Annotated in this window: 27 protein-coding genes and 1 tRNA gene; 12 read left to right on the top strand and 16 right to left on the bottom strand. The window is 58.8% G+C overall.

Annotation, left to right across the window (positions count from 1 at the left end; all coding sequences use genetic code 11):
- Positions 1 to 11: 11 nt before the first annotated feature.
- The 4 genes from B5F88_RS12240 to rplM all read right to left on the bottom strand — a co-directional run bounded on the left by B5F88_RS12240 (position 12) and on the right by rplM (position 2988).
- Positions 12 to 938, bottom strand: a complete 927-nt coding sequence (locus B5F88_RS12240; RefSeq protein WP_087346455.1) for a ParB/RepB/Spo0J family partition protein — start codon at positions 936 to 938, stop codon at positions 12 to 14.
- Entirely contained in the window at positions 895 to 1716 is an 822-nt protein-coding gene (locus B5F88_RS12235; RefSeq protein WP_087346452.1) for a ParA family protein, read from the bottom strand. Before B5F88_RS12235 ends, B5F88_RS12240 begins: the two co-directional genes overlap by 44 nt.
- A gap of 418 nt (positions 1717 to 2134) precedes the next feature.
- Complete coding sequence (gene rpsI / locus B5F88_RS12230) at positions 2135 to 2539, bottom strand: 30S ribosomal protein S9 (RefSeq protein ID WP_087346450.1); 405 nt, start codon at positions 2537 to 2539, stop codon at positions 2135 to 2137.
- Between the two features lie 17 nt (positions 2540 to 2556).
- Positions 2557 to 2988 (bottom strand): 50S ribosomal protein L13, encoded by a 432-nt coding sequence (rplM, locus tag B5F88_RS12225; RefSeq protein ID WP_087346447.1) that lies wholly within the window; start codon positions 2986 to 2988, stop codon positions 2557 to 2559.
- 223 nt (positions 2989 to 3211) lie between these two features.
- Between rplM and B5F88_RS12220 the strand changes: the two genes are divergently transcribed.
- The 3 genes from B5F88_RS12220 to B5F88_RS12210 all read left to right on the top strand — a co-directional run bounded on the left by B5F88_RS12220 (position 3212) and on the right by B5F88_RS12210 (position 6139).
- Positions 3212 to 3970 (top strand): ATP-binding protein, encoded by a 759-nt coding sequence (locus B5F88_RS12220; RefSeq protein WP_087346444.1) that lies wholly within the window; start codon positions 3212 to 3214, stop codon positions 3968 to 3970.
- 125 nt (positions 3971 to 4095) lie between these two features.
- The gene (locus tag B5F88_RS12215; protein WP_087346441.1) at positions 4096 to 5361 is read left to right on the top strand and encodes a putative DNA modification/repair radical SAM protein; all 1266 of its coding nucleotides are present in this window, start codon (positions 4096 to 4098) and stop codon (positions 5359 to 5361) included.
- Between the two features lie 10 nt (positions 5362 to 5371).
- A complete protein-coding gene (locus tag B5F88_RS12210) occupies positions 5372 to 6139 on the top strand; it encodes a TIGR03915 family putative DNA repair protein (RefSeq protein ID WP_087346438.1) in 768 nt (255 codons plus the stop codon).
- A 52-nt stretch (positions 6140 to 6191) separates the two neighbouring features.
- Here B5F88_RS12210 and B5F88_RS12205 read toward each other — a convergent pair whose 3' ends face one another.
- The gene (locus B5F88_RS12205; RefSeq protein WP_242959776.1) at positions 6192 to 7046 is read right to left on the bottom strand and encodes a zinc dependent phospholipase C family protein; all 855 of its coding nucleotides are present in this window, start codon (positions 7044 to 7046) and stop codon (positions 6192 to 6194) included.
- A 53-nt stretch (positions 7047 to 7099) separates the two neighbouring features.
- Positions 7100 to 8557 (bottom strand): sigma 54-interacting transcriptional regulator, encoded by a 1458-nt coding sequence (locus B5F88_RS12200; protein ID WP_140402109.1) that lies wholly within the window; start codon positions 8555 to 8557, stop codon positions 7100 to 7102.
- A 268-nt stretch (positions 8558 to 8825) separates the two neighbouring features.
- Between B5F88_RS12200 and B5F88_RS12195 the strand changes: the two genes are divergently transcribed.
- From B5F88_RS12195 to B5F88_RS12180, 4 genes are read left to right on the top strand one after another with little or no spacing between them, the layout of a single operon-like run.
- Positions 8826 to 10142: a citrate:proton symporter gene (locus B5F88_RS12195; RefSeq protein WP_162612181.1), complete on the top strand. Its 1317-nt coding sequence runs from the start codon at positions 8826 to 8828 to the stop codon at positions 10140 to 10142.
- 37 nt (positions 10143 to 10179) lie between these two features.
- The gene (locus tag B5F88_RS12190) at positions 10180 to 11529 is read left to right on the top strand and encodes an acyclic terpene utilization AtuA family protein (RefSeq protein ID WP_087346429.1); all 1350 of its coding nucleotides are present in this window, start codon (positions 10180 to 10182) and stop codon (positions 11527 to 11529) included.
- A 1-nt stretch (position 11530) separates the two neighbouring features.
- Positions 11531 to 11833 carry a hypothetical protein gene (locus B5F88_RS12185; RefSeq protein ID WP_087346426.1) on the top strand — a complete coding sequence of 101 codons (303 nt, stop codon included), beginning with the start codon at positions 11531 to 11533 and terminating at the stop codon, positions 11831 to 11833.
- Entirely contained in the window at positions 11834 to 12688 is an 855-nt protein-coding gene (locus tag B5F88_RS12180; RefSeq protein WP_087346423.1) for an acetoacetate decarboxylase family protein, read from the top strand. It begins immediately after the preceding gene.
- Between the two features lie 89 nt (positions 12689 to 12777).
- Here B5F88_RS12180 and B5F88_RS12175 read toward each other — a convergent pair whose 3' ends face one another.
- The 7 genes from B5F88_RS12175 to B5F88_RS12145 all read right to left on the bottom strand — a co-directional run bounded on the left by B5F88_RS12175 (position 12778) and on the right by B5F88_RS12145 (position 19334).
- Positions 12778 to 13479 carry an ABC transporter ATP-binding protein gene (locus B5F88_RS12175; protein WP_087346420.1) on the bottom strand — a complete coding sequence of 234 codons (702 nt, stop codon included), beginning with the start codon at positions 13477 to 13479 and terminating at the stop codon, positions 12778 to 12780.
- Between the two features lie 4 nt (positions 13480 to 13483).
- Positions 13484 to 14308: an ABC transporter ATP-binding protein gene (locus B5F88_RS12170; protein WP_087346482.1), complete on the bottom strand. Its 825-nt coding sequence runs from the start codon at positions 14306 to 14308 to the stop codon at positions 13484 to 13486.
- A 32-nt stretch (positions 14309 to 14340) separates the two neighbouring features.
- Positions 14341 to 15420, bottom strand: coding sequence for a branched-chain amino acid ABC transporter permease (locus B5F88_RS12165; RefSeq protein ID WP_087346417.1), 1080 nt, complete (start codon positions 15418 to 15420; stop codon positions 14341 to 14343).
- Positions 15421 to 15430: 10 nt separating this feature from the next.
- The gene (locus B5F88_RS12160) at positions 15431 to 16303 is read right to left on the bottom strand and encodes a branched-chain amino acid ABC transporter permease (RefSeq protein WP_087346414.1); all 873 of its coding nucleotides are present in this window, start codon (positions 16301 to 16303) and stop codon (positions 15431 to 15433) included.
- A 170-nt stretch (positions 16304 to 16473) separates the two neighbouring features.
- On the bottom strand, positions 16474 to 17685 hold the full coding sequence (locus tag B5F88_RS12155; RefSeq protein WP_087346410.1) for an ABC transporter substrate-binding protein: 1212 nt from the start codon (positions 17683 to 17685) through the stop codon (positions 16474 to 16476).
- Positions 17686 to 17825: 140 nt separating this feature from the next.
- Positions 17826 to 18548 (bottom strand): 3-oxoacyl-ACP reductase FabG, encoded by a 723-nt coding sequence (gene fabG / locus B5F88_RS12150; RefSeq protein ID WP_087346407.1) that lies wholly within the window; start codon positions 18546 to 18548, stop codon positions 17826 to 17828.
- A 3-nt stretch (positions 18549 to 18551) separates the two neighbouring features.
- Positions 18552 to 19334, bottom strand: a complete 783-nt coding sequence (locus B5F88_RS12145) for an alpha/beta hydrolase (RefSeq protein ID WP_087346404.1) — start codon at positions 19332 to 19334, stop codon at positions 18552 to 18554.
- A gap of 119 nt (positions 19335 to 19453) precedes the next feature.
- Between B5F88_RS12145 and B5F88_RS12140 the strand changes: the two genes are divergently transcribed.
- A tRNA-Val gene (locus tag B5F88_RS12140) sits at positions 19454 to 19529 on the top strand.
- A gap of 78 nt (positions 19530 to 19607) precedes the next feature.
- Here the strand turns inward: B5F88_RS12140 and B5F88_RS12135 are convergent.
- Both B5F88_RS12135 and B5F88_RS12130 read right to left on the bottom strand, forming a co-directional pair.
- The gene (locus B5F88_RS12135) at positions 19608 to 20789 is read right to left on the bottom strand and encodes a site-specific integrase (RefSeq protein ID WP_087346400.1); all 1182 of its coding nucleotides are present in this window, start codon (positions 20787 to 20789) and stop codon (positions 19608 to 19610) included.
- Positions 20790 to 20890: 101 nt separating this feature from the next.
- The gene (locus B5F88_RS12130) at positions 20891 to 21490 is read right to left on the bottom strand and encodes a helix-turn-helix transcriptional regulator (RefSeq protein ID WP_162612180.1); all 600 of its coding nucleotides are present in this window, start codon (positions 21488 to 21490) and stop codon (positions 20891 to 20893) included.
- Positions 21491 to 21628: 138 nt separating this feature from the next.
- Here B5F88_RS12130 and B5F88_RS12125 point away from each other — a divergent pair, with 138 nt between their 5' ends.
- From B5F88_RS12125 to B5F88_RS12100, 4 genes are all read left to right on the top strand, one after another.
- Positions 21629 to 21808: a hypothetical protein gene (locus B5F88_RS12125; protein WP_087346394.1), complete on the top strand. Its 180-nt coding sequence runs from the start codon at positions 21629 to 21631 to the stop codon at positions 21806 to 21808.
- A gap of 157 nt (positions 21809 to 21965) precedes the next feature.
- Positions 21966 to 22493 (top strand): hypothetical protein, encoded by a 528-nt coding sequence (locus B5F88_RS12115; RefSeq protein WP_162612178.1) that lies wholly within the window; start codon positions 21966 to 21968, stop codon positions 22491 to 22493.
- A 584-nt stretch (positions 22494 to 23077) separates the two neighbouring features.
- Positions 23078 to 23275, top strand: coding sequence for a hypothetical protein (locus B5F88_RS12105; protein WP_087346382.1), 198 nt, complete (start codon positions 23078 to 23080; stop codon positions 23273 to 23275).
- A gap of 1 nt (position 23276) precedes the next feature.
- Positions 23277 to 23741: a hypothetical protein gene (locus tag B5F88_RS12100; RefSeq protein WP_087346379.1), complete on the top strand. Its 465-nt coding sequence runs from the start codon at positions 23277 to 23279 to the stop codon at positions 23739 to 23741.
- 248 nt (positions 23742 to 23989) lie between these two features.
- Here B5F88_RS12100 and B5F88_RS12095 read toward each other — a convergent pair whose 3' ends face one another.
- A complete protein-coding gene (locus B5F88_RS12095) occupies positions 23990 to 24235 on the bottom strand; it encodes a hypothetical protein (RefSeq protein ID WP_087346375.1) in 246 nt (81 codons plus the stop codon).
- Positions 24236 to 24521 lie beyond the last annotated feature (286 nt).

Raw genomic sequence — 24521 nt, 5'->3', positions numbered from 1 at the left:
CAGCTCCTTTCTCAGCGTTCGTGCTGTTGCTGGCGTTTTTTCTGCCACTGTTCCAGCAGCTTGATAATGGTTTCCTGCATCCGCTGGGGCGTGTAGCTCCTGGGAAAATACTTTCGCAGGGTATCGGAAGTGAACGTCACCCGGTCCAAATCGCTTTTCTTTTCCTCACCCATAATGGCGCGCATTACATCAAGGGACAAATGCCCCTCCTGGCTGAATTTCTTGAGCCGTTGGGCTTGGGAGAGGGAGGGGGTGGCCTGTTCGCTGTCCATCGCGTCTAGGAGCTGCACCTGTTCCTCTTTTTTGAGGAAGGATAGTTCATAGGCCGGATTGAAGGCAATTTTCTTTTCATCAACCATTTTCAGCAGGTCGGGAATCAGCTCCGTCAGGCGGATATACCGCTTAATCTGCGACTTGCTATCCGGGCTGTTCTCTGCGATTTTTTCTGCCGCAGTCAACTTCGGCCCAACTTGGGCCGAAGTTAAATCCGTTCTGGAACCTTGGTGCTTCATGGCCTCCAGCTTCATCTTGTAGGCAAAAGCCCTTTCGCTGGGGAGCAGGCTTTCCCGCTGGAGGTTACTGTCCACCATGATGATGGTGGCGGCATCATCATCCAAATCCCGGACAATGACCGGCATGGTCTCTTTCCCGGCAAGCTCACTGGCTCGGTGCCGCCTGTGTCCGGCTACCAGCTCATAGCCGCCCTCCGGGTCAGGTCGGGCAATCGCCGGAACTAGCACACCGTACTGCCGCACACTGTCTGCGGTCTCCATCATGGCCTCGTCATCCTTGACTTTGAAGGGGTGATCCTTAAACGGGTGCAGCTCGGACAGTGGAATTTCCAGCACCTTTTCCCGCTGGGCATCGGCACGGCTTTCTTCGGTGGAGAACAGATCATCTACCGAGGCCAGCTCTACTTTTTTCGCGCTGCTTTTCAAGTTTCATCACCTCCTGGGTCAGATTTTTGTACCCCTCGGCCACCTTGCCTTTGGGGTCGTGGGCAAAGATGCTCTTGCCCTCAGCACTGGCTTCCTTTGCCTTGACAGACGGGGGAATCTCGGTGCCGAAAACTTTGATTTTACTGCCGTAGGTGTCCCGCAGCAGGGTGGCAATCTCTTTGGCAAAGTTGGTGCGATTGTCCACCATGGTCAGCAGGATACCGTCAATCTGGAGCTTGGGGTTGATCTGCCGCTTCACCTTATTTACGGTCTGGAGCAGCTGTTCCAGACCCTTTGCGGGCAGATACTCCGCCTGGACGGGGATTATAACCCTGTTGGCGGCTGCCAGGGCATTGACCGTGAGCATACCCAGGGAGGGCTGACAGTCAATCAGGATGTGGGAGTATTGTCCCTTGAGTGTGTCCAGGTATTGCCGCAAGATGGTCTCGCGGCTCATGGCATTCACCAGGGAGACCTCCATGCCGGAGAGCTGGATGTCGGCGGGCATCAGGTCAACCCCCTCCGGGTGGTGCAGGATGCCCTCGCCAGGACGCAGCGGCTCGTCCATCAGGATACGGCCCATCGCGTCAGACAGGGTAAAGGGCAGCTTGTCCGGCCGAGGGTTTCCCAGGCTGATGGTCAGGCTGCCTTGCGGGTCCCCATCAATCAGCAGCACTTTCTTCCCAGTTTGCGCCAGCCCAATCCCCAAATTGGCACAGGTCGTTGTTTTGCCAACGCCGCCTTTCTGGTTGGCGATGGCGATAATTTGCGTGTTCAATGACTTCACCTCATTTCTGAATTGTTCTATGGCTTCTGGAAATAGAAAAAGCCGCCACTTCAAAAATTGAAAGTGACGGCCTTTTCTGATCCCGGAATGAAATCCCCCGGAAACGCAAAAAGCGCCCAGTAGAAAATACTGAGCGCTTGGCGATAAACTGATTTTCTTTTATTCAAATTAGGTCAAATTCAGACAAACCGATTTTACGGGAAACGCATTTTGTGAGGGGGAAAAAACGCTCTTTGGTTGTCCTATTTTTTAACCCATAACCCCTCATTTTAGGGTGGTTGTCCACCATTTAACCCATAGAAAAAGGGTTAAAAGAGGTTTCGTTGCGTCAAATTCAGTCAAACCATTTCAAAAGGAAAACCCCGGAAAACCTTGATTTCCCGGGGTTTTTGACCACTTTTGATAAAGTTTAGCGCTTGCTGAACTGGGGAGCGCGACGAGCGGCCTTCAGACCGTACTTCTTACGCTCCTTCATACGAGGATCGCGGGTCAGGAAGCCGGCGGCCTTCAGGGCGGCGCGGTACTCGGGGTTGACCTGCAGCAGGGCGCGGGCAATGCCGTGACGGATGGCGCCGGCCTGGCCGGTCACGCCGCCGCCGGTGACGGTGGCCTCAATGTCCACCTTGCCCAGGGTGTCGGTGGTAGCCAGAGGCTGACGCACGATCAGCTTCAGGGTCTCCAGGCCGAAGTAGTCGTCAATGTCCCGGCCGTTGATGGTGATGGCGCCGGTGCCATTGGGGAACAGATGCACACGGGCCACGGAGGACTTCCGGCGGCCGGTGCCGTACAGATAAGGCTTCTTGCTCTTATACATTCTCTTGTACCTCCTGCTTAGTTGGCGGCCCAGGCTTCGGGCTTCTGGGCGGTGTGAGGATGCTCAGCGCCGCGGTAGATATGCAGGCGGGACAGAGCATCCTTGGTGATGATGTTGCGGGGCATCATGCCGCGGACGGCCACACGCATGGCCAGCTCGGGCTTCTGCTGCATCAGCAGGCGGTAGGGGGTCTCCTTCAGGCCGCCCACCCAGCCGGAGTGGGTGCGGTAATACTTCTGCTCCAGCTTCTTGCCGGTCAGAACGGCCTTCTCAGCGTTGACGATCACGACGTAGTCGCCGCAGTCGGCGTGGGGGGTGTACTCGGGCTTGTGCTTGCCCCGCAGCAGGGTGGCGGCGGTGGCGGCAGTCTTGCCCAGGGGCTTACCAGCCGCATCGAGGATATACCACTTGCGGACGATGTTCCCCTTGTTGGCCATAAAAGTGGACATGGTGAAACCTCCAATTTGTTGATATCTAAAAAATATGTCTAAACAGAATACAGGCCCCAATCTTTACGATTGGAGCGTTTTGTATTATAATACCCTAGTTCCAAAGTGTCAACACGTTTTCCGGTTTTTTTAAACTGCGATTTGCTTTTCTCTTGTTTTCTCGCTTATACTCTTTTGATCTCCCGTTTTCTCTGTTTCATTTTTTGATTTTTTCGAGGTGCCTATGAACAAGATTTTGAGCTATGTCCGCCGCTGCGTGGAGGACTACGATATGATCCAGCCAGGCGACCGGGTGGCGGTGGGGGTGTCCGGCGGTAAGGACTCCCTGGTGCTCCTCACCGCCCTGGCCCGGCTGCGGGAGTTCTACCCCAAGCCCTTCACCGTGGAGGCCTACACCCTGGACATGGGCCACGTGGACGGGGGCGTGGGCATGGACTTCACCCAGGTGGCGGAATACTGCAAGGAGATTGACGTACCCTTTACCCTCCTTCCCTCAGAGATCCACCACATCATTTTTGACTTGCGCAAGGAGAAAAATCCCTGCTCCATGTGCGCCAAAATGCGGCGGGGCGCCCTCCACAACGCCCTGAAGGAGCGGGGGATCTCCAAAATCGCCCTGGGCCACCACTTTGACGACGCGGTGGAGACCTTCTTCCTCTCCCTGTTCTACGAGGGGCGGCTGTCCTGCTTCCAGCCGGTGACCTGGCTGGACCGGACGGGCATCAGCCAGATCCGCCCCCTGCTCTACTGCGGGGAGGGCCTGATCCGCAACGCGGCGGAGCGCAACCACCTGCCGGTGGTGTTCAATCCCTGCCCCGCCGACGGCTACACCAAGCGGCAGGAGGTCAAGGAGCTGCTCCACACCCTGGACAAGCAGTACCCCGGCCTGAAAAGCCGGATTTTTGGGGCCATGCAGGGCCTGCCCCTCCCCGCCTGGGGCCCGGTGGAACACCGCCGGGTGCCGCCCCCCGAGGAGCCCTGAGCAAAGTCCCCGGAATGGGTCTGTCCCGTTCCGGGGACTGTTTTATTTCCATACACTCCCTCTTGATTCGCACGTTTGTTCGAGTTATAATACTCGTACTACAGTTCGAGGAAGGAGGGGCCGCCGTGGAGCTGCTGGACAAGCTGACCATCCTGGCCGACGCCGCCAAATATGACGCCGCCTGCACCTCCAGCGGGGTGGACCGGGGGAGCGGCCGGGGCGGGCTGGGCAGCACCATGGCCGCCGGGTGCTGCCACTCCTTCTCCGCCGACGGCCGGTGCATCTCCTTATTAAAGGTACTGATGACCAACCGGTGCATCTACGACTGCCAGTACTGCGTCAACCGCCGGTCCAACGACCTGCCCCGCACCGCCTTCACCCCCCGGGAGCTGGCGGAGCTCACCATCGGCTTCTACCGGCGCAACTACATCGAGGGGCTGTTTCTCTCCTCCGCCGTGTGGGGCAGCCCCGACCGCACCACCGAGGCCATGGTCCAGGCCCTGCGGCTGCTGCGGCAGGAGTACGGTTTTCACGGCTACATCCACGCCAAGGCCATTCCCGGGGCGGATCCGGGGCTGACCCGGCAGCTGGGGCTGCTGGCCGACCGCCTCAGCGTCAACATCGAGCTGCCCAGCGAGGACAGTCTGACCAGGCTGTGCCCCGACAAGCGGAAGGGGGCCATTCTGGCCCCCATGGCCCAGATCCGGGACGGCATCCAGGTGTCCAAAGGGGAGCTGGTCAAATACAGGCACGCCCCCCGGTTTGCCCCGGCGGGCCAGTCCACTCAGATGATCATCGGGGCCACCCCGGAGAGCGACCGGCACATCCTCACCCTCACCCAGGCGCTGTACGACAAGTACAAGCTCAAGCGGGTGTTTTACTCGGCCTACATGCCGGTGTCGGACAGCTCTCTTCTCCCCGCCCGGCAGGACTTCAAGCCCCCTCTGCTGCGGGAGCACCGGCTGTATCAGGCCGACTGGCTGCTGCGGTTCTACCACTTCCGGGCGGAGGAACTGCTGGACGAAACCCAGCCCAACTTCAACCCCCTGGTGGATCCCAAGTGCTCCTGGGCTCTGGGGCACATGGAGTTTTTCCCGGTGGAGGTCAACCGGGCCGACTACGAGGCCCTGCTGCGGGTGCCCGGCATCGGGGTGGTATCCGCCCGGCGGATCCTCACTGCCCGGCGGTGCGGGCCCCTCACCTTTGAGGGGCTGAAAAAGCTGGGGGTGGTGCTGAAGCGGGCCCAGTACTTCCTCACCTGCTCGGGAAAGATGCTGGAGGGGCTGCGGGTCAGCCCCGACGGGGTGCTCCGCCATCTGGTGGCCCAGGAGCGGCCCATGCTGGTCCAGGGGGCCCCCGAGCAGCTGTCGCTGTTTGAACAGACGGGATAAGGAGGCGCCCATGGAATGGTCACAGGTCAGCTATCACTATGACGGCAGTTTCGCCGGGTTTCTGTGCTGCGTGTTTGCGGCCTACCTCCACAGGGAGGCCCCGGCCTGCTTTCTGGGGCCGGAGGACGGCCGGTTCTCCCTGTGGCCGGAGCGGGAGATCGTCACCGAGCAGGCCCGCGCCAAACGGGTCTACCAGTCCCTGGACAAAAAAATCGGCGTCCAGGGGCGGCAGCTGGTGGTCAACGGGTTTCTCACCTGCCTGCCGGAGAAGGAGCTGGCCCTGTGGGAATTTCTCCGGCTGGGCTATGAACGGGGGCCGGGGGTGGTACGGGACCTCACCGACGACCGGGTGAACCGCCTGACCCGGGCGGTTCAGCACCTCACCGGGGAGGCCCATCTGCTGAAGGGCTTTACCCGCTTTTCTGAGCAGGAGGGCCTGCTGATTGGCGAAATTGAGCCCAAAAACCGGGTGCTCCCCCTGCTGCGCCCCCACTTCTGCACCCGGTACAGCCGGGAGTCCTTCGTGCTCTACGACCGCACCCACAAAGAGGCCCTGTTCTACCAGCCAGGCCGGTGGGCCATCGTCCCTCTGGCGGAATTTCACCTGGACCAGCCGGGGCAGGAGGAGCTGGATTACCGGCGGCTGTGGCGGCGGTTTTACGACACCATTGCCATCGAGGGCCGGTACAATCCCAGGTGCCGCATGACCCACATGCCCAAGCGGTACTGGCGCACCATGACGGAATTCCAGACGGAGCAGAAAGGGCTGCCATCCTGAAAAAGCAAGGCCCCGCTCCGCGCTGTGCGCGGAGCGGGGCCTTGGATCGTGTTCAGGTAATCAGGTAATAGCCCGTGGGAGCCCGGAAGTGGGTCTGCATGGGCATCTGGACAGGCTCGCCCTTGAAATCCCGGTCAAACCACCGGGGTACGGGATGTTCGGCCTCAATGGCCCGGAAAAAGGCGGTGAGCTGCTTGGCCGTCTCGGGGACAGCCTCCTCCATCAGCCGGTCCAGATGGGCGTTGCTCTCCACCGCGGAAGGGTGGGGCTTGCGCTTCAAGGCCACGCCCTTGGCAGAGCGGATGGGCAGCACATGGCTCACCGCGCCGATCACACGGCCGGCGGCCCGGCCGTTGGAACGGGCCATGATATTCAGATAGAGGTGCATGGAGCGGCAGGCCCAGTGCATCTGCCGGGGCGAGGCGTGGTAATAGGCCCGGGAGGCCGCGTCCCATACCTTGGAGCGGCGGCCGGGGATGGTGGGCAGATAGGCCTTTTCAAAGCCGTCCAGGCCGTCGTTTTCAATGAGCATCCGGTCATACTCCCCCTCCATGGCCATGTGGGAGATGGGACCGTCCACAGCCCGCTGGTTCACATACCCGTGGCAGGCGCTGTCCAGGGCCAGGTGGCACAAAAAGCCCGCCCCGTAGCCCACCGACATGGGCACGCCATCCTCAATGGCCTGGCGCAGCCGCTCCACCGCCGGCAGGGCGGAGTTGCGGTGCATCCGCACGCCCTCCCGCCGGACGGCGTTGGGGCGGATGGGCTGGTAGAAAAACAGGGGATCGGGGCCCAGACAGCCCAGGTCGAAGGCCTCCCGCTCCTGTTCAATGGTTTTGGCCAGCTCCACCGGCAGGTCCGCCAGGACCTTGCCGCCAAATTTCAGGTGCGCATAATAATTCGGCATGATCGGTGCTCGTTCCTCCTTATGTATCCAGAAAAACAATCCCAACTCTTATATTATAGCACATCGCCCAGACTTTTGGAATCCGATTCCGTTCTTTCTGTCGTCCGTTTCCCAGCTGCTTCCAAACCCAGCTTTTTCATCTTTTTGTACAGCAGCGTCCGGTGGATACCCAACTGCTCCGCAGCTTTGGACACAAACCCGCCGCAGCCCTCCAGGGTCCGGCGGATATAGTCCCGCTGGAACGCCTCGCAGGCCTGGTGGAGGGGGACGGTCTCGCCCCGGGTCCCTTGGCGTCCATAACCACCGGCGTCTGCCCCCAGTTCGGGCGGCGCCAGATCCATCCGGCCGGAAATGGCGTAGCGCTCAATGACATTGCGCAGTTCCCGGATATTGCCCGGCCAGGGGTAGTCCAGAAGGCCCTGCTGCATCTCCGGGGTGAGGGACCGCTCCAGATCATATTTCCGGTTGTTTCGATCCAGAAAAAGCCTGGCCAGCGGCAGGATGTCCGCCCGCCGCTCCCGCAGCGGCGGCAGGAACAGCGGCATGACATTCAGCCGGTAATAGAGGTCCTCTCTGAATTTATGCTCCGCCACCATCCGCTTCAGGTCCCGGTTGGTGGCGGCGATCACCCGCACATCCGTATGGACCATTTTGGTACCGCCTACCCGCATCACGTCGCCGGTCTCCAGCACCCGCAGCAGTTTGGCCTGCATGGACAGGGAGAGCTCACCCACCTCGTCCAGAAACAGCGTTCCCCCGTCCGCCATTTCAAACAGGCCCGGTTTGCCGGAATTTCTGGCGCCGGTAAAGGCCCCCCGCTCGTATCCGAAAAACTCCGACTCCACCAGTTCCGCCGGTATGGCCGAGCAGTTTACCGGTACAAAGGGCTGGTTGGTGCGGTTGCTGTTGTGGTAGATATAATTGGCCAGCACGTCCTTTCCGGTTCCTGTCTCGCCGCAGATGAGCACCGTGCTGTCCATTCTGGCCAGATAGAGGGCATCGCTAAAGGCCGCTTTCGCCGCGGGAGAATCAAATACCAGCCCTTTCGCCGCCCCCTGCCGGGCGTCCAAATACTCGGCGATGTCCTTGTAGTTTTGAAAACTGCTCCGCTCCATATCCACATACTGGGAAAACGCAGCCAGCATACGTTTGGGAATGGAAAACTGTGCGCTCAAAACCACCTCGCCCTGTTCATCAAAAATGGGCTCGATATGGGTAAACAGCTCCTCCCCCCAACGGCTGACATTGTAGGCGTTAAACGGCTGTTTCTTCTGGTAGAGCTCCTGCGAGACCGAGCGCAGCCACAGCTTTCGCTCCCGCAGTTCTTCCAGCGTCATGCCCGTCACCTCCTCCTTGGTCATGTGGATGGAGGAAGCCATTTTTTCGTTGACGTACAAAATCTTTTGATTGCGATAGGTCACAAAGATATTTCCGAAATAACTGTCCAATACCCGCTCGGCGTACTCTGCAAATTCTCTGGGATATCGCTCGATCAGCTCCTGGATGGTCACTCTCCCAGCCCCTTTGTATCATTTTTACTACATTTTTAGAACCACTTTTGATACATTGTATCATTTTTGGTTCAATCTTCTGTCGGAATCGTATCACAAAACGCCCCATTTCTCAAGGTTTTTTCTGACCACGCCTTCTTTTCCCTATTTGGCACAGTATTTGCTTTTCCATTATGGCAGTTCGGAACCAGAGAAAGGAGGCAGATGCCGCAGCAGAAGCTGCTGGCACAAGTGTGTACCAGAAAAAGAAAACAGGGAGGAATCAAGTATGGAACTTTGGCTGAGTATTGTTGGTTTTCTCGTTGTGCTCGGGATAATCGTATCCATCATGAGCAAAAAGCTCTCCACTATGGTGGCCCTTTCCCTCATTCCCCTGCTGGGCGCCATTCTGGTAGGTGAGTTCTCCAGCATCCCGGCCTTTTTGTCGGCCGGTATTTCCACCGTGGCAGTCAATGGCGTGATGTTCGTATTCGCCATTCTCTTCTTCGGAACCATGATGACCGCCGGCGCTTTCGACCCCATCGTACGGTTTATCATTCGCTGCTGCCGGGGCAATCCCCTGTACGTATGCGTCGGCACCTATGTTCTCTCCATTGTGGGCCATCTGGATGGCTCGGCAACCACCACGGTGCTGCTGGTGTGCGGCGCTATGGTCCCTATTTATAAGCAGATGCACATGCGGCTGCGGAATCTGGCCTGTATCCTGGCCATGGCCGCCGGTCTGATGAATATCTCTCCCTGGGGCGGCCCCACGCTGCGGGCTTCCGTGGTTATGGAAGCCGATCTGACCCAGTTCTTCCAGCCCATGCTGATACCCATTCTGCTCACCATCGCCGTGGGCGCAATTCCCGTGGTACTGCTGGGCCTGTCCGAAATCAAGCGGCTGAAGGCGGAGGGCTTTGACTACAGCGCCGTGGTGACCCAGCACCAGGAGGCCGAGCTCAGCGAGGAGGAGCGCTCCCTGCTGCGTCCCAAGCTGGTGGTACCCAACCTCATCCTGATTGTGCTGGTGGTGGCACTCATGATCTCCGGCATCCTCACCCCCGGCGCCGCCTTCCTGACCGGAACCGCCCTGGCCTGGTTCCTGAATTACCGCAAGCTGGCCGACCAGCAGAAGATTATCCGCCTCCATGGCGCCAATGTGGTCTTTGTGGTCAGCGCCCTTTATGGCGCCGGCGTCTTGATGGGCGTTCTGACTGAGTCCGGCATGGCCACCGCCATGGCCAATACCCTGGTCAGCCTAATCCCGGACGCCCTCACCCGCTTTGTCCCCTTCCTGGTGGGCGCTTTCGCCGTGCCGCTGTCTCTGGTCTTTGACGCCGACACCTTCTACTATGGCATCCTGCCGGTGCTCACCCAGAGCGCCACTGCCATGGGCATCTCCGGCCAGGGTATCTGCTATGCCGCTCTGGTGGGGCAGCTCACTTTGGGCTGGGCTATCACCCCCCTCACTCCGGCCACCCTGCTGCTCACCGGCATGTGCGATCTGGACCTGGGCGAACATCAGAAGTTCACTATCAAGTTTGTTTGGCCGCTGTCTATCGTACTGCTGATCTTCCTGACTCTGTTCGGACTGATCATCTGACAACAACCGCCTATCACCGAGAAAGGATCTGTTTGACATGAAAAAAATTCGCATCGGCGGCGGCGCCGGCTTTGCGGGGGATCGCGTGGACCCCGCGGTCACGCTGATCCGCGAAGGCAGGCTGGACTACATCATTTTTGAGTGTCTGGCCGAGCGTACCATCGGCCTGGCCCGGCAGGAGATGCTGCTGGACCCCTCCAAGGGCTACAGCCGCCTGCTGGAATACCGGCTGTCCCAGGTACTGAAGCCCGCCAAGGAACACGGGGTAAAGATTATCACCAACATGGGCGCGGTCAATCCCCAGGCCGCGGTGGCCAAGGCGATGGAGATCGCCAGGGAGCAGGGCATCACCGGCCTGAAATTTGCCGCTGTCACTGGGGACAGCGTCTATGAGACGCTGGACGAGTATGGCAGCCAGCCCATTCTGGAGTTTCCCGGCCGTGTGGGGGACTGGAAGGAGCGCATCGTCTCCGCCAACGCCTATATGGGCGCAGAGGGGATCATCGAGGCACTGCGCAATGGCGCCGATGTGGTAATCACCGGCCGGGTATCCGACCCCACGCTGACCCTGGCGCCCCTCTGCTTTGAATACGGCTGGACGGCCGAGAACCAGCGGGAGCTGGGCCAGTGCATCCTGGCCGGTCATCTTCTGGAGTGCGGCGGGCAGGTCACCGGGGGCTATTACGCCGATCCGGGCTATAAGGACGTCCCCGATCTGGATAATCTGGGCTTCCCCCTGGTGGAGTTTGACGAGACCGGCCACTTTGTGCTGACCAAGGTGGAGGGAACCGGCGGTCTGGTGTGCGTGGATACCTGCAAGGAGCAGATGCTCTATGAGATCCATGACCCCACAGCTTACTTTACCCCTGACGCCATCGCGGACTTCTCCCAGGTGCGCTTTACCGCCGATGGTAAGGACCGGGTATCCGCCTGGGGCGCCACCAGCCACGGCGTGCCGCAGACGCTGAAGGTCAACGTATGCTACCGGGACAGCTTCATCACCGACTGCGAGATCAGCTACGGCGGCAGCAACGCCCTGGAGCGGGCCCGGCTGGCCGGAGATGTGTTCCTGAAGCGGCTGGATCGTCTGGGCGTCCAATACAGCGAGACTCGGGTGGATTACATTGGCTACAACTCCCTGTACCGGGATAAGATTGGCGCTCTGCTCTGCAGCGCGCCGCCGGGAGAGGTCCGGCTCCATGTGGCGGTTCGGACGGACGACCGCGCAAACGCGGTCAAAGTCTCCAACGAAGGCGATTCCATTTACACCAACGGGCCGGCCGGCGGCGGCGGAGCCACCATGCATATTTCGGAGATCATTTCGGTGTTCTCCTTCTTCCTACCCCGGGACAAGGTAAAGCCCCAGGTCACATATGAGGTGATTTGATATGAAGCTGAAAGAGATCTGCCACTCCCGCACCGGAGACAAGGGGGATATCTCCAACATCTCCCTAATCCCCTGGAATGAAGCGGACTATCCCATGCTGAAGAAAAAGGTAACCGCCCAGCGGGTCAAGGAATATTTCTCCGATATCTGCAAGGGAAGTGTAACCCGCTATGAGGTGGACGGCATCTGCGCCTTGAATTTCGTCATGGAGCAGGCCCTGGGCGGCGGCGTGCTCCGGAGCCTGGCCATAGACAAGCACGGAAAGGCCCTGAGCTCCGCCCTGTTGGAGATGGAGGTGGAATAAATGTTCCGCTTTCAGCCCGGGCGCACCTATCAGATGCCGGTTCACTTCGGCCCCTGCTGCGGGCCCAGAAGCGGGCCCCTGGGCGAGCGCTTTTTTGCCGACGGGCCCCAGACCAGCATCCAACATTCCCTGGTCTACGAGACCTCTCCCCAGCTTCTGGAGCACTTTCTTCCGGAAGGTTTCTCCCTCAGGAGCCCCCATGTCATCGTCACTCACAAAATGCACCGCGATCTGCCCTGGCTGGCAGGACGGGGCTATAATGTGGTCACCTTCAACACCCCCGTTACCTATCACGGACAGAATGAGACCATAACGGGGCGCTACCAGCTGGCCATCTGGGAAAACCACGCCGACCCGATCCTCTGCGGCCGGGAGCAGCTGGGCTACTCCAAGCTATACGCAGAGATTGAAGATCTCCACACCTTCCGGGAGTGGTCCAGCACCCAGCTCTCTTCCTGGGGGTTCCCCTTTCTGGAGCTGCGCTTCCGCAGGCAGCAGCCCCCTGCCGGGGAAGACGCACTTCTTCCCTTCGTCTCCGATCCGGAAGACCAGGGGCTGCTCCACTACAAATACATTCCCCACACCGGTGACGGCTTTTCCTCTGCGGACACAGCCTATGTCACCCTCTCCCCCAGCGGCTTTGTGCCGCCCGAGGGGCTGCCGCCTCTCCCTCCGCCGGAGCGCCACTGGTGCACCGGCTCTCTCTCCTGGCAGATCCCCTCCTGGGAGGATATGCCCACGCAGTACCATGTGGTACAGGGATTGGCCGCCCTGCCTGTCCTGCGTATTCTGGGCGGCTGGGGCGCCAAGTTGAAGCATTATAACGACGTGTATGACCAGCGCCCCGTTCTTTGATTCGCTTTCTTTCATTTCTCTCTTATCTATGCAAAAGGAGCACCGCCAAATCGCGGTGCTCCTTTTGCATGTATCCATATAACATTTGCTCAGCCGCCCAGGTAGGCTTTCTTCACGGCCTCGTCGGCCAGCAGCTCCTTGCCGGGGCCGGAGAGGGTAACCCGTCCGGTCTCCAGCACGTAGCCCCGGTCGGCCACACTGAGGGCCATCTGGGCGTTCTGCTCCACCAGCAGGATGGTGGTGCCCATCTTGTGCAGCTGCTTGATGATATCGAAAATCTGCTCCACCAGAATGGGGGCCAGACCCATGGAGGGCTCATCCAGCATCAGCAGCTTGGGGTTGGACATAAGGGCCCGGCCCATGGCCAGCATCTGCTGCTCGCCGCCGGACAGGGTGCCCGCCACCTGTCTCCGCCGCTCCTTCAGCCGGGGGAACTGGGCGTACACCTTTTCCATGTTGGGGGCGATGGTGGAGGCGGGCTGGGTAAAGGCCCCCATCTCCAGGTTCTCCTCCACCGTCATCTGGAGGAACACCCGTCGGCCCTCGGGTACCTGGGCCAGGCCGTGGGCCACCAGCTTGTCGGGGGGCACGCTGCCGATGTCCTTGCCCATGAACTCGATGGAACCGGTGCGGGAGCGGAGCAGGCCGGAGATGGTCTGCAGGGTGGTGGACTTGCCGGCGCCGTTGGCGCCGATGAGGGTGACGATCTCGCCGTCGTTGACCTCAAAGGACACGTCCTTGATGGCGTGGATGGCGCCGTAGTAGACGTTGATGTTGTTGACCTTCAGCATGGCCTCAGCCCTCCTTCTTCTGGCTGCCCAGGTAGGCCTCCACCACCTTGGGGTTGGCCTGGATCTCGGCGGGGGTGCCCTTGGCGATGACCTGGCCGAAGTTGAGCACGCAGATGCCCTCGCAGATGCCCATGACCAGGTTCATGTCGTGCTCAATGAGCATAATGGCGATCTGGAAGGTATCCCGGATCTTCAGGATGTTCTCCATCAAATCGGCGGTCTCAGAGGGGTTCATACCCGCCGCCGGCTCATCCAGCAGCAGCAGGGAGGGGTTGGTGGCCAGGGCCCGGATGATCTCCAGCCGGCGCTGGGCGCCGTAGGGCAGGCTGCCTGCCTGGTGGTTGGCCAGGTCCTGCATGTCAAAAATGCTCAGCAGCTCCATGGCGCTCTCATGGGCCAGCTTCTCCTTCTTCCAGTAGCCGGGCAGGCGGAGCACCCCGCTCCACATGGGGTAGCGGATCTGGTTATGGAGGCCGATTTTCACGTTGTCCTCCACGGTGAGCTTGTCGAACAGCCGGATGTTTTGGAAGGTACGGGCGATACCCGCCTTGTTCACCTGCACGGTGTTCATGCCGTGGGTGTCCTTGCCGTCCAGCAGGATGGTGCCCCGGGTGGGCTGGTACACCTTGGTCAGCAGGTTGAATACCGTGGTCTTGCCCGCGCCGTTGGGGCCGATGAGACCGGCGATCTCGGTGCGGCCCACGGCCAGGTTGAACTCGTTGACGGCGGTGAGGCCGCCGAAGTCGATGCCCAGGTGCTGGCACTCCAGAATGGGGGGCTTATCCACGTCCCGCTCCGGGACGATGGAGTGGCTGGGCACAGGCACCATCTTGGTGGGCTGTCTGTTTTTGAGCCGCTCGTTCACTGTACCGCGCCTCCCTTCTGGGCTTCTTCCTTCCTGGCCTTCCGGCCGGCGAAGGTAAACACGCTCTTGAGCATGGGGTTGTTGGTGACCAGCATCACCAGGATCAGGACGATGGCGTACACCAGCATCCGGTACTCATCCAGATTGAAGTTGCGCAGCAGCTCGGGCAGATAGGTGAGGAAGGCGGCGGCGATGATGGAGCCGCGGATGTTGCCGATGCCGCCCAGCACCACGAACACCAGAATCAGGATGGAGGTATTGAAGTCAAACTTCTTGGGGGCCATGGAGGAGTAGTTCATGGCGTACAGCACGCCGGCGGCGCCCGCCAGCACGGCGGAGGTGACGAAGGCCATCAGCTTGTACTTGGTGGCCCCGATGCCCACGCTCTCGGCGGCGATGCGGTTGTCCCGCAGGGCCATGATGGCCCGGCCGGAGCGGCTGTTGATCAGGTTGAGGGCGATGGTCAGGGTGATGAGCACCAGGATAAAGCCGGCGGTGAAGGTGGCCAGCTTCACGTTGGTGGTAAAGCCCATGGGCCCCTTCAGGATGGACTTGCCCCCCTCGGCCAGGTTGAGGGCCATCTCATTCTGCAGGGAGAAGTGGAGGCCGTTTTCATCCACGCCCACATAGAGCACGTTGAAGATGTTGCGGATGATCTCGCCGAAGGCCAGGGTGACGATGGCCAGATAGTCGCCCCGGAGCCGAAGCACCGGCACGCCCACGATGACGCCGGCCACACCGGCCAGCACCGCCCCCACCACCATGGCGATGGCCAGACGGAGGCCGTCGTTGGGGATGCTGTTCTGGAGGGAGAGTGCGGCCACCACGCCGGAGAAGGCGCCCACGCTCATAAAGCCGGCGTGGCCCAGGCTCAGCTCGCCGGAGATGCCCACCACCAGGTTCAGGGCGATGGCCATGACCACGTAGGCGCAGATGGGCACCAGCTGACCCTGGATGGAGGGGGACAGCAGGCCGCCGGCGTTGCAGATCTGGAGGATCACAAAGGCGGCGATGACAATGCCGTAGGTGATGCAGTTGTTGACCAGCCGCTTGCGGTCGGGAGAAAGTTTTTTCATATCCGCCACCTCACACTTTCTCGCGGATGGTCTTGCCCAGCAGGCCCGCGGGCTTGACCAGCAGCACGATGATGAGCACGGCGAACACCACCGCGTCGGAGATGTTGGTGTTGATCACCTTGGCAAAGGTCTCGATGATACCCAGCAGGATACCTCCCAGCATGGCGCCGGGGATGGAGCCGATGCCGCCGAACACGGCGGCGGTAAAGGCCTTGATGCCGGGCAGGGAGCCGCTGGTGGGGATCAGGTTCTTGTAGCTGGAGAAGAGCAGGGCGCTGGCGATGGCCGCCAGGGCGGAGCCGATGGCAAAGGTCATGGAAATGGTGCGGTTGACGTTGATGCCCATGAGCTGGGCCGCCGCCTTGTCCTCGGAGCAGGCCCGCATGGCCTTGCCCATCTTGGTCTTGCTGGTAAACCAGGTGAGGGCCAGCATGATGACGATGCAGGCCAGCACGGTGACCAGGGACACGTAGGTGATGTTCACCCCTTCAATGGGCAGGGAGCCCTCGGGGATGACGGAGGTAAACACCTTGGGGTCGGCGCCCCACAGCAGCAGGGCGGCGTTTTGGAGAAAGTAGCTGACGCCGATGGCGGTGATGAGCACTGCCAGGGAGGAGGCCTGCCGCAGGGGCTTGTAGGCCAGCCCTTCGATGACCACGCCCAGCACGGTACACACCACCACGGCCAGCAGGATGCCCACAATGGGATTCAGCCCGAAGCTGCCGGTGGCAAAGAAGATCATGTAGGCGCCCACCATAATGACGTCGCCGTGGGCAAAGTTCAGCATCTTAGCAATGCCGTACACCATGGTATAGCCCAGGGCGATAATGGCGTAGACGCTGCCCAGACTGATGCCGGTGATCAGATTGTTGAGGAAGCTCAAACCATTCACCTCTCTCTGTATTTTCGCAGACACGCTGTATGGCAGAAACATCAGCGGCCCCGCCGGGCTGCGGATGTGTCCGCCATACAAAGGGATAACATGGGGAAAAGCGGGCTGCCGGGCGCGCCGGCAACCCGCTTTCATTCCTATGTCAGCGGACGCTGATGAACTTACTGGGTGACGTACACGCCGCCCTCGACCTTGACCACCACAGGGGCCTTGGAGACCTCGCCGTTGGCGGACCAGGTCATGCCGGTGCCGGTCAGGCCGTCCACGCTGAAGTCAGCAGAGGTGAACTGGGCGATCAGGGCCTCGCAGACGTCCTGGGGGCTCATGTCGGCGGTGATGCCGGCGGCGGTGCAGGCCTCATAGATGGCGTACATGCAGTCGTAGCCGTCGGCGGCGAACTGGTTGGGAATGCCGCCGTAAGCGGACTCATACTCGCTGACGAAGGTCTTGGTGCGCTCGTCCTCGCCCCAGGCGTTGAAGGGGGTCATGAGCATCAGGCCCTCGGCCAGGGACACGTCAAAGCCCTCCAGGTCCAGGATGCCGTCCATACCGTCGCAGCCGAAGAAGGTGGGCTCATAGCCCATGCTCTTGGCCTGGGACAGGATCAGGGAGGCGGGAGTGTAGTAGATGGGCATGAACACCAGGTCGGCGCCGGCGTCCTTGGCGGCGGACAGCTGCACGTTGAAGTCGGTGTTGCTGTCGTCGGGGAAGGTCTGCACGGCAACCACCTCCAGGCCGATCTCGTCGGCGGTGGCCTGGAAGGCGTTGTAGATGCCGGTGGAGTAGGCGTCGCCGTTGTTGTAGATCACGGCCACCTTGGTACCCAGGTTGTTATCCTTGATGTAGTTGGCGGCGGTGATGCCCTGGTTGGGGTCGGTGAAGCACACCTGGAACACGTTGTCCTTGCCCTCGGTCACGGTGGTGGAGGAGGCGGAAGGAGTCAGCTGGAAGTAGCGGGCGGAGTAGGTCTCGGCAGCCACAGCCACGCAGGGGTTGGTGGTGGTGCAGCCGTAGATGATCTGCGCGCCGTCGCCGATGAGCTTGTTGTAGGCGTTGACAGCCTTCTCGGTGTCGCCCTCATCGTCCTGGAAGTCCAGGGAGAACTGCAGGCCGCCCAGAGCGTTGATCTCCAGGATGGCCACCTCGGCGCCCTGCTTGGTAGCCAGGCCGTACACAGCGGCGGAGCCGGTCAGGGGGCCGATGCCGCCGATCTTGATGGTGCCCTCGGTGGAGCCGGTTTCGGTACCGGCAGGCGTGGTCTCGCCGCTGCCGGGGGTATTGGCGGAACCCTGGTCGCCGTTGCCGCAGCCGGACAGCATGGAAAGGCACAGAGCACCCGCCAGCGCAAGAGACAGGATGCGAAGCTTCTTCATGGTAATTCCTCCTTCTTAGAAGTTGTTGACAATTATATGCGGTTCACCCGAAATTGTCAACCTAAAAACTGCACAATGGCCGCCTGTGCCAGGCGGCCATTGTTGGAAATATGAACAATTTGTGAATCAGACTCCGGTTTTTACACGATCAGCCCGCCGTTGGGTGCCAAAACCTGGCCGGTGACAAATTTTGCGCCGGGAGAGGCCAGATACCACAGGGCCTCCGCCACGTCCTCCGGCCTTCCAATAACCCCCATAGGGGTCTCCTCCGCCAGCGCGGCCAGGTCCTCCGGCCCCAGATTGGCGTTCATCTCGGTGTCAATCACCCCGGGGGCCACGCAGTTTACCGTAATCCCAGAGGGCCCCAGCTCCTTGGCCAGGGCCTTTGTCATGCCGATCACGGCGGCCTTCGCCGCGGAATAGGCCACCTCGCAGGAGCCCCCCACCTGCCCCCACATGGAGGATAGGGTGAGAATCCGCCCCTGTTTCCGGTGGATAAAGTGGGGCAGGGCCGCCCGGATGGTATAGAACATCCCGTCCACGTTGACGGCGAACATCCGCCGCCAGTCCTGGTCGGTCAAATCGCCAAATAATTTCTGCTGGGCAATCCCGGCGTTGCATATCAGAATGTCAAGTTGACAAAATTTATCCAACACATTGTCAACCATATTCCTGACCTGCTCCGGGTCGGACACATCCGCCTCCACCGCCCAGCCGCCAATTTCCGCCGCCAGGGCCTCCGCCCGTTCCTGGGAGCGGCAGTAGTTGATCACCACCTTGTCTCCCCCGGCGGCAAACCGCCGGGCCGCCGCCGCCCCGATTCCCCGGCTGCCGCCGGTAATGAGCACCACACGCTGCGCCATCTCTCATACTCCTTTCAGCCAGTCCACGCACAGGCCGTGCCAGGCGGCCGCGTGGGGGTTGTAGTGGGTCTGATCCCGGGCGCTCTCCCGGTCGGCCAGCCCCATGGCATGGGGTCCCCGGGCAAAGAGGTGGAGCTCCACCGGCACCCCCGCCCGTTTCAGAGCAGCGGCGTAGTCCAGGGTGTTCTGCACCGGCACCGTGGCGTCCTCCCCGGTAGCCCACAGGAAGGCGGGCGGGTGATCGCTCCCCACCAGCCGGTCCAGCCGCAGCTCCTCTTCCCCGCCCAGCGGGGCGATGTAGCGCATGTCGTTCACCACCGGATAGCCCAGAATGGCGGCGTTGGGCCGCGCCTGCTCCGGGGTCAGGCCCAGCCGCTCCCCCAGCAGGGGGTGGTCCCACAGGCAGGACAGGCAGCCCGCCAGATGCCCTCCGGCGGAGAAGCCGCATACCGCCACCCGGTCGGGCCGGATGCCCAGCTCCCCGGCGTGGGCCCGGAGCCAGGCCAGAGCCGCCGCCCCCTCCAGAAACTGTTGGGGCCAGCTCTGGGGCAGCAGGCTGTAGGACAGCACAAAGGCCTGTACCCCCGCCGCCAGAAAGGCCAGGGCCACCGGCTCGCTCTCCGCCGGGGCGATGCGCTCATAGCCGCCGCCGGGCAGGATCAGCACCCCCCACCGCGCTCCATCATCCGCCAGCAGCCCGGTGCGGCTCCGGCAATAGGCCTGCAGCCCCGCCCCGCCGTCCAATGCCGGGTGGAACTGCTTGGCAAATATCTGAAAACCGTTCATGTTTTTCCCCCAAGCCCCTGTTTTAACCTTACATCTGCCAAGCTGAAGTTTTTTAAAAAGAGAACAGAAAAAAGTATTGACAGATCCCGTTTTTCCGGGTATAATAATTTACGCTGTTCGGACGATTAGCTCAGCTGGTAGAGCATCCGCTTGACGTGCGGGAGGTCACAGGTTCAAGTCCTGTATCGTCCACCATAGGAAAGCCCTAGAGTCTCAACGGTTCTAGGGCTTTTTTGCTGTCTAAAAATGAGGTTTGACCCTTTAATTGACCCTTTACAGATTCAAAACGCCTTTTATGAACCCCTCCATGCGCTGGGCGCTGTCCTTCTTCATCTGTTCCGTGACATGGCCGTATACATCCAGGGTAAATGCCGCCGTGTGGTGCCCCAGGTTGCACTGGACAGTCTTAATATCGTCCCCCGCTCGAAGGGATGCCACGGCAAAGGTGTGGCGCAGATCGTGAAACCGGGTGGACGGGGTGCCCATCTGGGCCACAATGCGCTTGAAACAATCGTACACGGTTCTGTAAGAGAGATACCCGCCTGTCTCATTGGTAAACACCATCCCGGAGTTCTCCCACAGCGGGCCCATTTTTAGTTGCTGTTCCGCCTGTCTCGCCTTTTGAGAGCGGAGCAGCTTCATCACCCAGGGGGCGGGGGTGATGGTGCGGGGCTTGTTATTCTTTGGCGTGGTAATGTAGTAGGCCCCACCCTTTTTCTGTTCCCGGCGGAGCTGGCGCTTGATGGTGATGGTGCCCTTCTCAAAGTCCACGCAGTCCCACATGAGCCCCAACACCTCCCCTTCCCTCATGCCGGTAAACAGGGCCACCTTATAAAGGAGTTCGTGCCGGTGCCCCTCTATGACCTTTAGGAAGGTTGCTATCTGTTCTTCATCGAGCGGGCTTATCTCCTTTTTTTCCACCCTGGGGAGGGTGCAAGCGTCCGCCGGATTGAAGCGGATATATCCCACCGCCACAGCCCGCTGGAGTGCCTTGTGGAGGATGCCGTGGATGTTCTTCACCGACTTTGGGGACAATACCTTGCCCCCTTCCCGCTCGATGCTCAGGCTATTGTAAAAGCCCTGAATAGTGTGGGTGTTCAGGGCCTCCAGCTTCACCGCCCCCAGGGCTGGCTTGATGTATAGCCGTATCTGTTCCCCATAGAGAAAAGCGGTGGAGGGCTTCACGCCGCCCATATAGTTCGCCATCCAAATGTCCAGCCATTGGCCCACCGTCATCTTGCAGGGCTCCTTATAGGTACCGCTGTCAATGGCGGTGGTAAGCTGGGCCAGCTTCTTCCTCACTTCCTGCTGAGTGGCCCCATAGACTGACCGCTGTATCTGTTTCCCGGTGCCGGGATTACGGCCCACCGTATAACGGGCCTCCCATCGTCCATCCTTCCGCAGGCGGATCGTCCCGGCCCCCTGGGCCCCTCTGGTGTTGCTCTTTCTCGCCATTGCAATTCCTCCCTGAAATTGATAGAATGGGAGGGCAGTAGGCCGTCAAAGTTTACTGCCCTTTTAGCCGTCCCTGGTGTTCGCAGCACCGGGGGCGGCTTTTATATATCTTTTAGTGATATATGTTTTGCATCGCTGTAAAAAATGCGCTTAAATGCTTCTGTGGCCTCACGCTCACATATTCTTTTCAGCTCTCCGCGATGGATGATGGTATAAGAAGTACCCTTTAGATATTCTTCCACCTTATTTAAATCTTTTTCTGGTAGAGATTTTGTATCTGGAGTATTTCTAACTGCAAAAAAAGATGTCATATACGAAATAAGTGTCTTAAATGGAGATGACGTAACCATAAAATTTATGGTTTCAATTTCCGCATGACTCATTTTTGTGAATATAGCCATGACATCTTCACATAGCCCTGTCTGTTTACATATTTCCTGAACAGTAACATTCGTGGACTTTGTGTTACTTAGCCCAAGTAGCCAATCGGATGATACACCAAAATACATAGCTAAGCTTGAAAGGGCTTTCCAATCTGGTGACGATGACCCATCTGCATAATATCCAATGGCCTGTCTGCTTTTGCCGATGTAATCAGCCAAGTCTTGCTGAGTTGTATCTGTTTCTTCCATAATTTGCCTTAATCTTACAGGAAATACATCGTAATAGTTATCCGACTTAGTTTTACGTTTGCGTGGCATAATTTTCTCTCCTTGTAATGCAAGTAAAATTTGCACTTCAATTATCTTAGCCATTTTTTATTGTAATTGTTATTGTTGTTTGCTATATTTATAGCATAAGCAATTAAAAATTGCAACAATAATTTGGGGAGGTGCAAAATGAAAAATCAAGAGATCAGACGCGCAGCGGTAGCATCTAGCGTGAAGCTATGGCGGATTGCAGATGCTTTAGGGATTACAGATAGCAGTTTTTCCCGTAAACTCCGCAAAGAATTGCCCCAGGAGGAAAAAGAAAAGATTTTCTCCATCATCCAGCAGCTTGCTAAGGAGGTGATGTAATGGCCGACAAGTTGACCCCCCTGGCTGTGTCCCCGGCAGAGTGCGCCCGTCTGCTGGGTGTAAGCAGACCAACAATATATACCCTTATCAATCAGGGTGGCTTTCCTTCTTTCAAGTTGGGTACCCGTACCCTCATTCCTGTGGATGGCTTGCGGGAATGGATTTCCAGCCGAACAGAAATAGAGGTGAAGCAATGAGAAAGAGCAAAAAGAAAGCCCGCCATGCTGGTAGCGCAGCAAGGCAGGCAGATGTGGGAAATGCTGTGACGGGCAATATCCCTTTATTAGATTGTACCACGCCGAGCCAACCGGCGCAAGCATCAGTTTTCGAGCAGCTCTCACGGGGCGAGGAAAACGCTATCCGATCCACAGAGCTGTCCCGTCTATGTGGGTTTAAATCAGTGCGAGAATTGCAATCGGCCATTGCAAAGGAGCGGGAGGCCGGGGCGTTAATCCTCTCCACCTGTCAGCATGGTGGCGGGTATTACCGGCCAGCTGACGGCGAGGACGGAAAACGGGAGATTAACGCTTTTGTCGGGACATTGGCGAGTAGAGCATTAAACACGCTCAAAGCCATAAAAGCGGCCAGACGTGAGCTTAAAACTATTGACGGGCAGGTCACTATTGACCAGATAGAGGCGGCGCTAATGGCCGTCGTCAATACCCATGATGATGGTACCCTGTAGGGGGGTGTTCCAATGCCACGACGCAAGTCCGTCACCAACTGCGCTATCCCATTTTGGATGAGCGCAAAGCCCGATTGCAAAGAGAACAGATTTATCCAGGCGGGCAATTCCCTCCTGCTGTCGCCTGAGTTCCACAAATTATCAATGGGTGCAAGGTATTTGTACCTCTGTACAGCGATGGAAGCCGGAGGACGGCGCAACTTTACATTTCCTCAGTCCTCCGCTATAAAGTACAGCATAAACCCCCGTTCCATGCGGCGCTATCTCCAAGAGCTGATCTCCGCAGGCTTTATTGAGGTGGAGAGCAGCGGACGATGGACAAGGGAGAGTAACCGCTATCTCTTTTCGACTAGGTGGAGGAGCCACCAGACGGCAGGTATTTAATCCCCTCCCCTGGCTATATTTATAGTATATCCATGACATTTTGTCATAGTCAAAACAAGCGGTTACTTCTCACTGCTATGACAATCTGGCACAGTGTAACCCCGGCAATCACCCCTAGACTGTGCCAATCTGGCATACATAACACCCCTATACTATGACAATCTGTCATAGCCAAAAAGACGTTTAAAGGAGAGATCAGAATGATATACGCAACAGACGGCACAGACCGCATCCAGATCACCAATTATAACATCGAGGCCAGGTGTCCCAAGTGCGGGAGATTCCACGAAATCGACCTAATTGATATTCTAGATGAAACTGACACGATAGACCTGGCGTCCATCAAGGTATTTTGCCCGGAGTGCAGCCAGCGCTACATGGAAAGCGAGGATATGTAACATGAGCAAGATCGACCAGAGCACACTTACCCGCCTACTGGGTAACAGCTTGCAGCAGGAGGTTGAGTCCCAGCAACGGATGGATGCCACCGTTGCAAGGATCATCGGCAGCGGCCCAGCCGTAACTGACCAATACAAGATAGCACCCCAGCCGGGTCACGGGCCTGGAATGTACCAGCCCAGGGCACGGGCAACCGGGCAAGACCTGGTGAGCCTGTTTATCCCCGCTGATTCCTTCGATGTATTGGAGTACAAGGACTTCCAGCGGGCCAGAGATCAGGCCATTAGCTGGCTCCGCAGTCATCGCTACCAGGTGGAGGATGCTCAAAAACTGTGCTGGGGGCCATCGTTTGAGCTGGACAGCTCCCCGCTGGCGTATCGGGACGACACAGGCAGGGCGTGGTATAACTGCTCCATCGACACCGAGCAGGACTATCTGAGGGCCAGGGTCACGGCAAGCTACTAACCGCAGCGAGGGGTGGGGCGCAACCAGCTCCCCCCCCCTCTTGCTATGGGCGGGGGTGGTTTTCAAGTGGGCACTTTATGAATATTAAATCGAAAAAGAGTGTAGTACCGCACCCCCTATTATTCACCCTTGAATATCTCAATAAGTTGTTATATAATTGATTTGCGTTCAAAATATCACTTCCTTTTTCTCAAAATGAATAGCGCAGGAAAGGTTTTGCCACTCCTGCGCTATTCATATTTATTCATTTATTTATGTATATTATTCATGGAATGTGCAACTTTTATGCGGCTGACCTTTATAGGCTGTGCCGCAAGGACAATCTCAATGCTCTTTTCTTCGCCGGGGCAAATACTTCCCACGGCATAATCCCCATAAGCATCCAACTCCAGGGCGGTAAACGGACTATGCTGGAACACGCTCCCATCCCAAACAAGGTATATCTCCTTTGTGTTCGGCAGCAGAGCCAGCACGTCCTTTACTGTTACTTTCATGTTGCTTCCTCCCAATTTAGTGTATTTAGGGTATTTAGTGACGGGATGGGGGGACGACAAATCACCGCCCCCCATTGACCCTTACCGGCCTAACGTGCTATACTGTGAGCCGGGGGTAGGGTTTAGCCTTTGGGCCAGACGGTCTTTATGGCTTCTCTGAGGGTGGCATACCGTTCCCCACGGTAATACCAGTACCCATTTTGATACCTCATACCCTGTACCCCCCCTTCTGCCGCCTTGCCTGCCCTCACAGGTGAGGCGGCGTTTTTTGTCCATATACAGGCTT

The organism is Flavonifractor sp. An306 (assembly GCF_002159455.1).
Taxonomy (GTDB): domain Bacteria; phylum Bacillota; class Clostridia; order Oscillospirales; family Oscillospiraceae; genus Flavonifractor.
The sequence above is the reverse complement of the archived record's forward strand: the minus strand, read 5'-3'. Positions and strand labels throughout refer to the sequence as shown.

Bases quoted from the DNA above. Each gene is read 5' to 3' on its own strand.
- rpsI (WP_087346450.1), bottom strand. From the start codon at position 2,539: ATGTATAAGAGCAAGAAGCCTTATCTGTACGGCACCGGCCGCCGGAAG.
- rplM (WP_087346447.1), bottom strand. From the start codon at position 2,988: ATGTCCACTTTTATGGCCAACAAGGGGAACATCGTCCGCAAGTGGTAT.
- B5F88_RS12220 (WP_087346444.1), top strand. From the start codon at position 3,212: ATGAACAAGATTTTGAGCTATGTCCGCCGCTGCGTGGAGGACTACGAT.
- B5F88_RS12210 (WP_087346438.1), top strand. From the start codon at position 5,372: ATGGAATGGTCACAGGTCAGCTATCACTATGACGGCAGTTTCGCCGGG.
- B5F88_RS12205 (WP_242959776.1), bottom strand. From the start codon at position 7,046: ATGCCGAATTATTATGCGCACCTGAAATTTGGCGGCAAGGTCCTGGCG.
- B5F88_RS12195 (WP_162612181.1), top strand. From the start codon at position 8,826: ATGGAACTTTGGCTGAGTATTGTTGGTTTTCTCGTTGTGCTCGGGATA.
- B5F88_RS12190 (WP_087346429.1), top strand. From the start codon at position 10,180: ATGAAAAAAATTCGCATCGGCGGCGGCGCCGGCTTTGCGGGGGATCGC.
- B5F88_RS12185 (WP_087346426.1), top strand. From the start codon at position 11,531: ATGAAGCTGAAAGAGATCTGCCACTCCCGCACCGGAGACAAGGGGGAT.
- B5F88_RS12180 (WP_087346423.1), top strand. From the start codon at position 11,834: ATGTTCCGCTTTCAGCCCGGGCGCACCTATCAGATGCCGGTTCACTTC.
- B5F88_RS12175 (WP_087346420.1), bottom strand. From the start codon at position 13,479: ATGCTGAAGGTCAACAACATCAACGTCTACTACGGCGCCATCCACGCC.
- B5F88_RS12170 (WP_087346482.1), bottom strand. From the start codon at position 14,308: ATGGTGCCTGTGCCCAGCCACTCCATCGTCCCGGAGCGGGACGTGGAT.
- B5F88_RS12165 (WP_087346417.1), bottom strand. From the start codon at position 15,420: ATGAAAAAACTTTCTCCCGACCGCAAGCGGCTGGTCAACAACTGCATC.
- B5F88_RS12155 (WP_087346410.1), bottom strand. From the start codon at position 17,685: ATGAAGAAGCTTCGCATCCTGTCTCTTGCGCTGGCGGGTGCTCTGTGC.
- fabG (WP_087346407.1), bottom strand. From the start codon at position 18,548: ATGGCGCAGCGTGTGGTGCTCATTACCGGCGGCAGCCGGGGAATCGGG.
- B5F88_RS12145 (WP_087346404.1), bottom strand. From the start codon at position 19,334: ATGAACGGTTTTCAGATATTTGCCAAGCAGTTCCACCCGGCATTGGAC.
- B5F88_RS12135 (WP_087346400.1), bottom strand. From the start codon at position 20,789: ATGGCGAGAAAGAGCAACACCAGAGGGGCCCAGGGGGCCGGGACGATC.
- B5F88_RS12130 (WP_162612180.1), bottom strand. From the start codon at position 21,490: ATGCCACGCAAACGTAAAACTAAGTCGGATAACTATTACGATGTATTT.
- B5F88_RS12125 (WP_087346394.1), top strand. From the start codon at position 21,629: ATGAAAAATCAAGAGATCAGACGCGCAGCGGTAGCATCTAGCGTGAAG.
- B5F88_RS12115 (WP_162612178.1), top strand. From the start codon at position 21,966: ATGGATTTCCAGCCGAACAGAAATAGAGGTGAAGCAATGAGAAAGAGC.
- B5F88_RS12105 (WP_087346382.1), top strand. From the start codon at position 23,078: ATGATATACGCAACAGACGGCACAGACCGCATCCAGATCACCAATTAT.
- B5F88_RS12100 (WP_087346379.1), top strand. From the start codon at position 23,277: ATGAGCAAGATCGACCAGAGCACACTTACCCGCCTACTGGGTAACAGC.
- B5F88_RS12095 (WP_087346375.1), bottom strand. From the start codon at position 24,235: ATGAAAGTAACAGTAAAGGACGTGCTGGCTCTGCTGCCGAACACAAAG.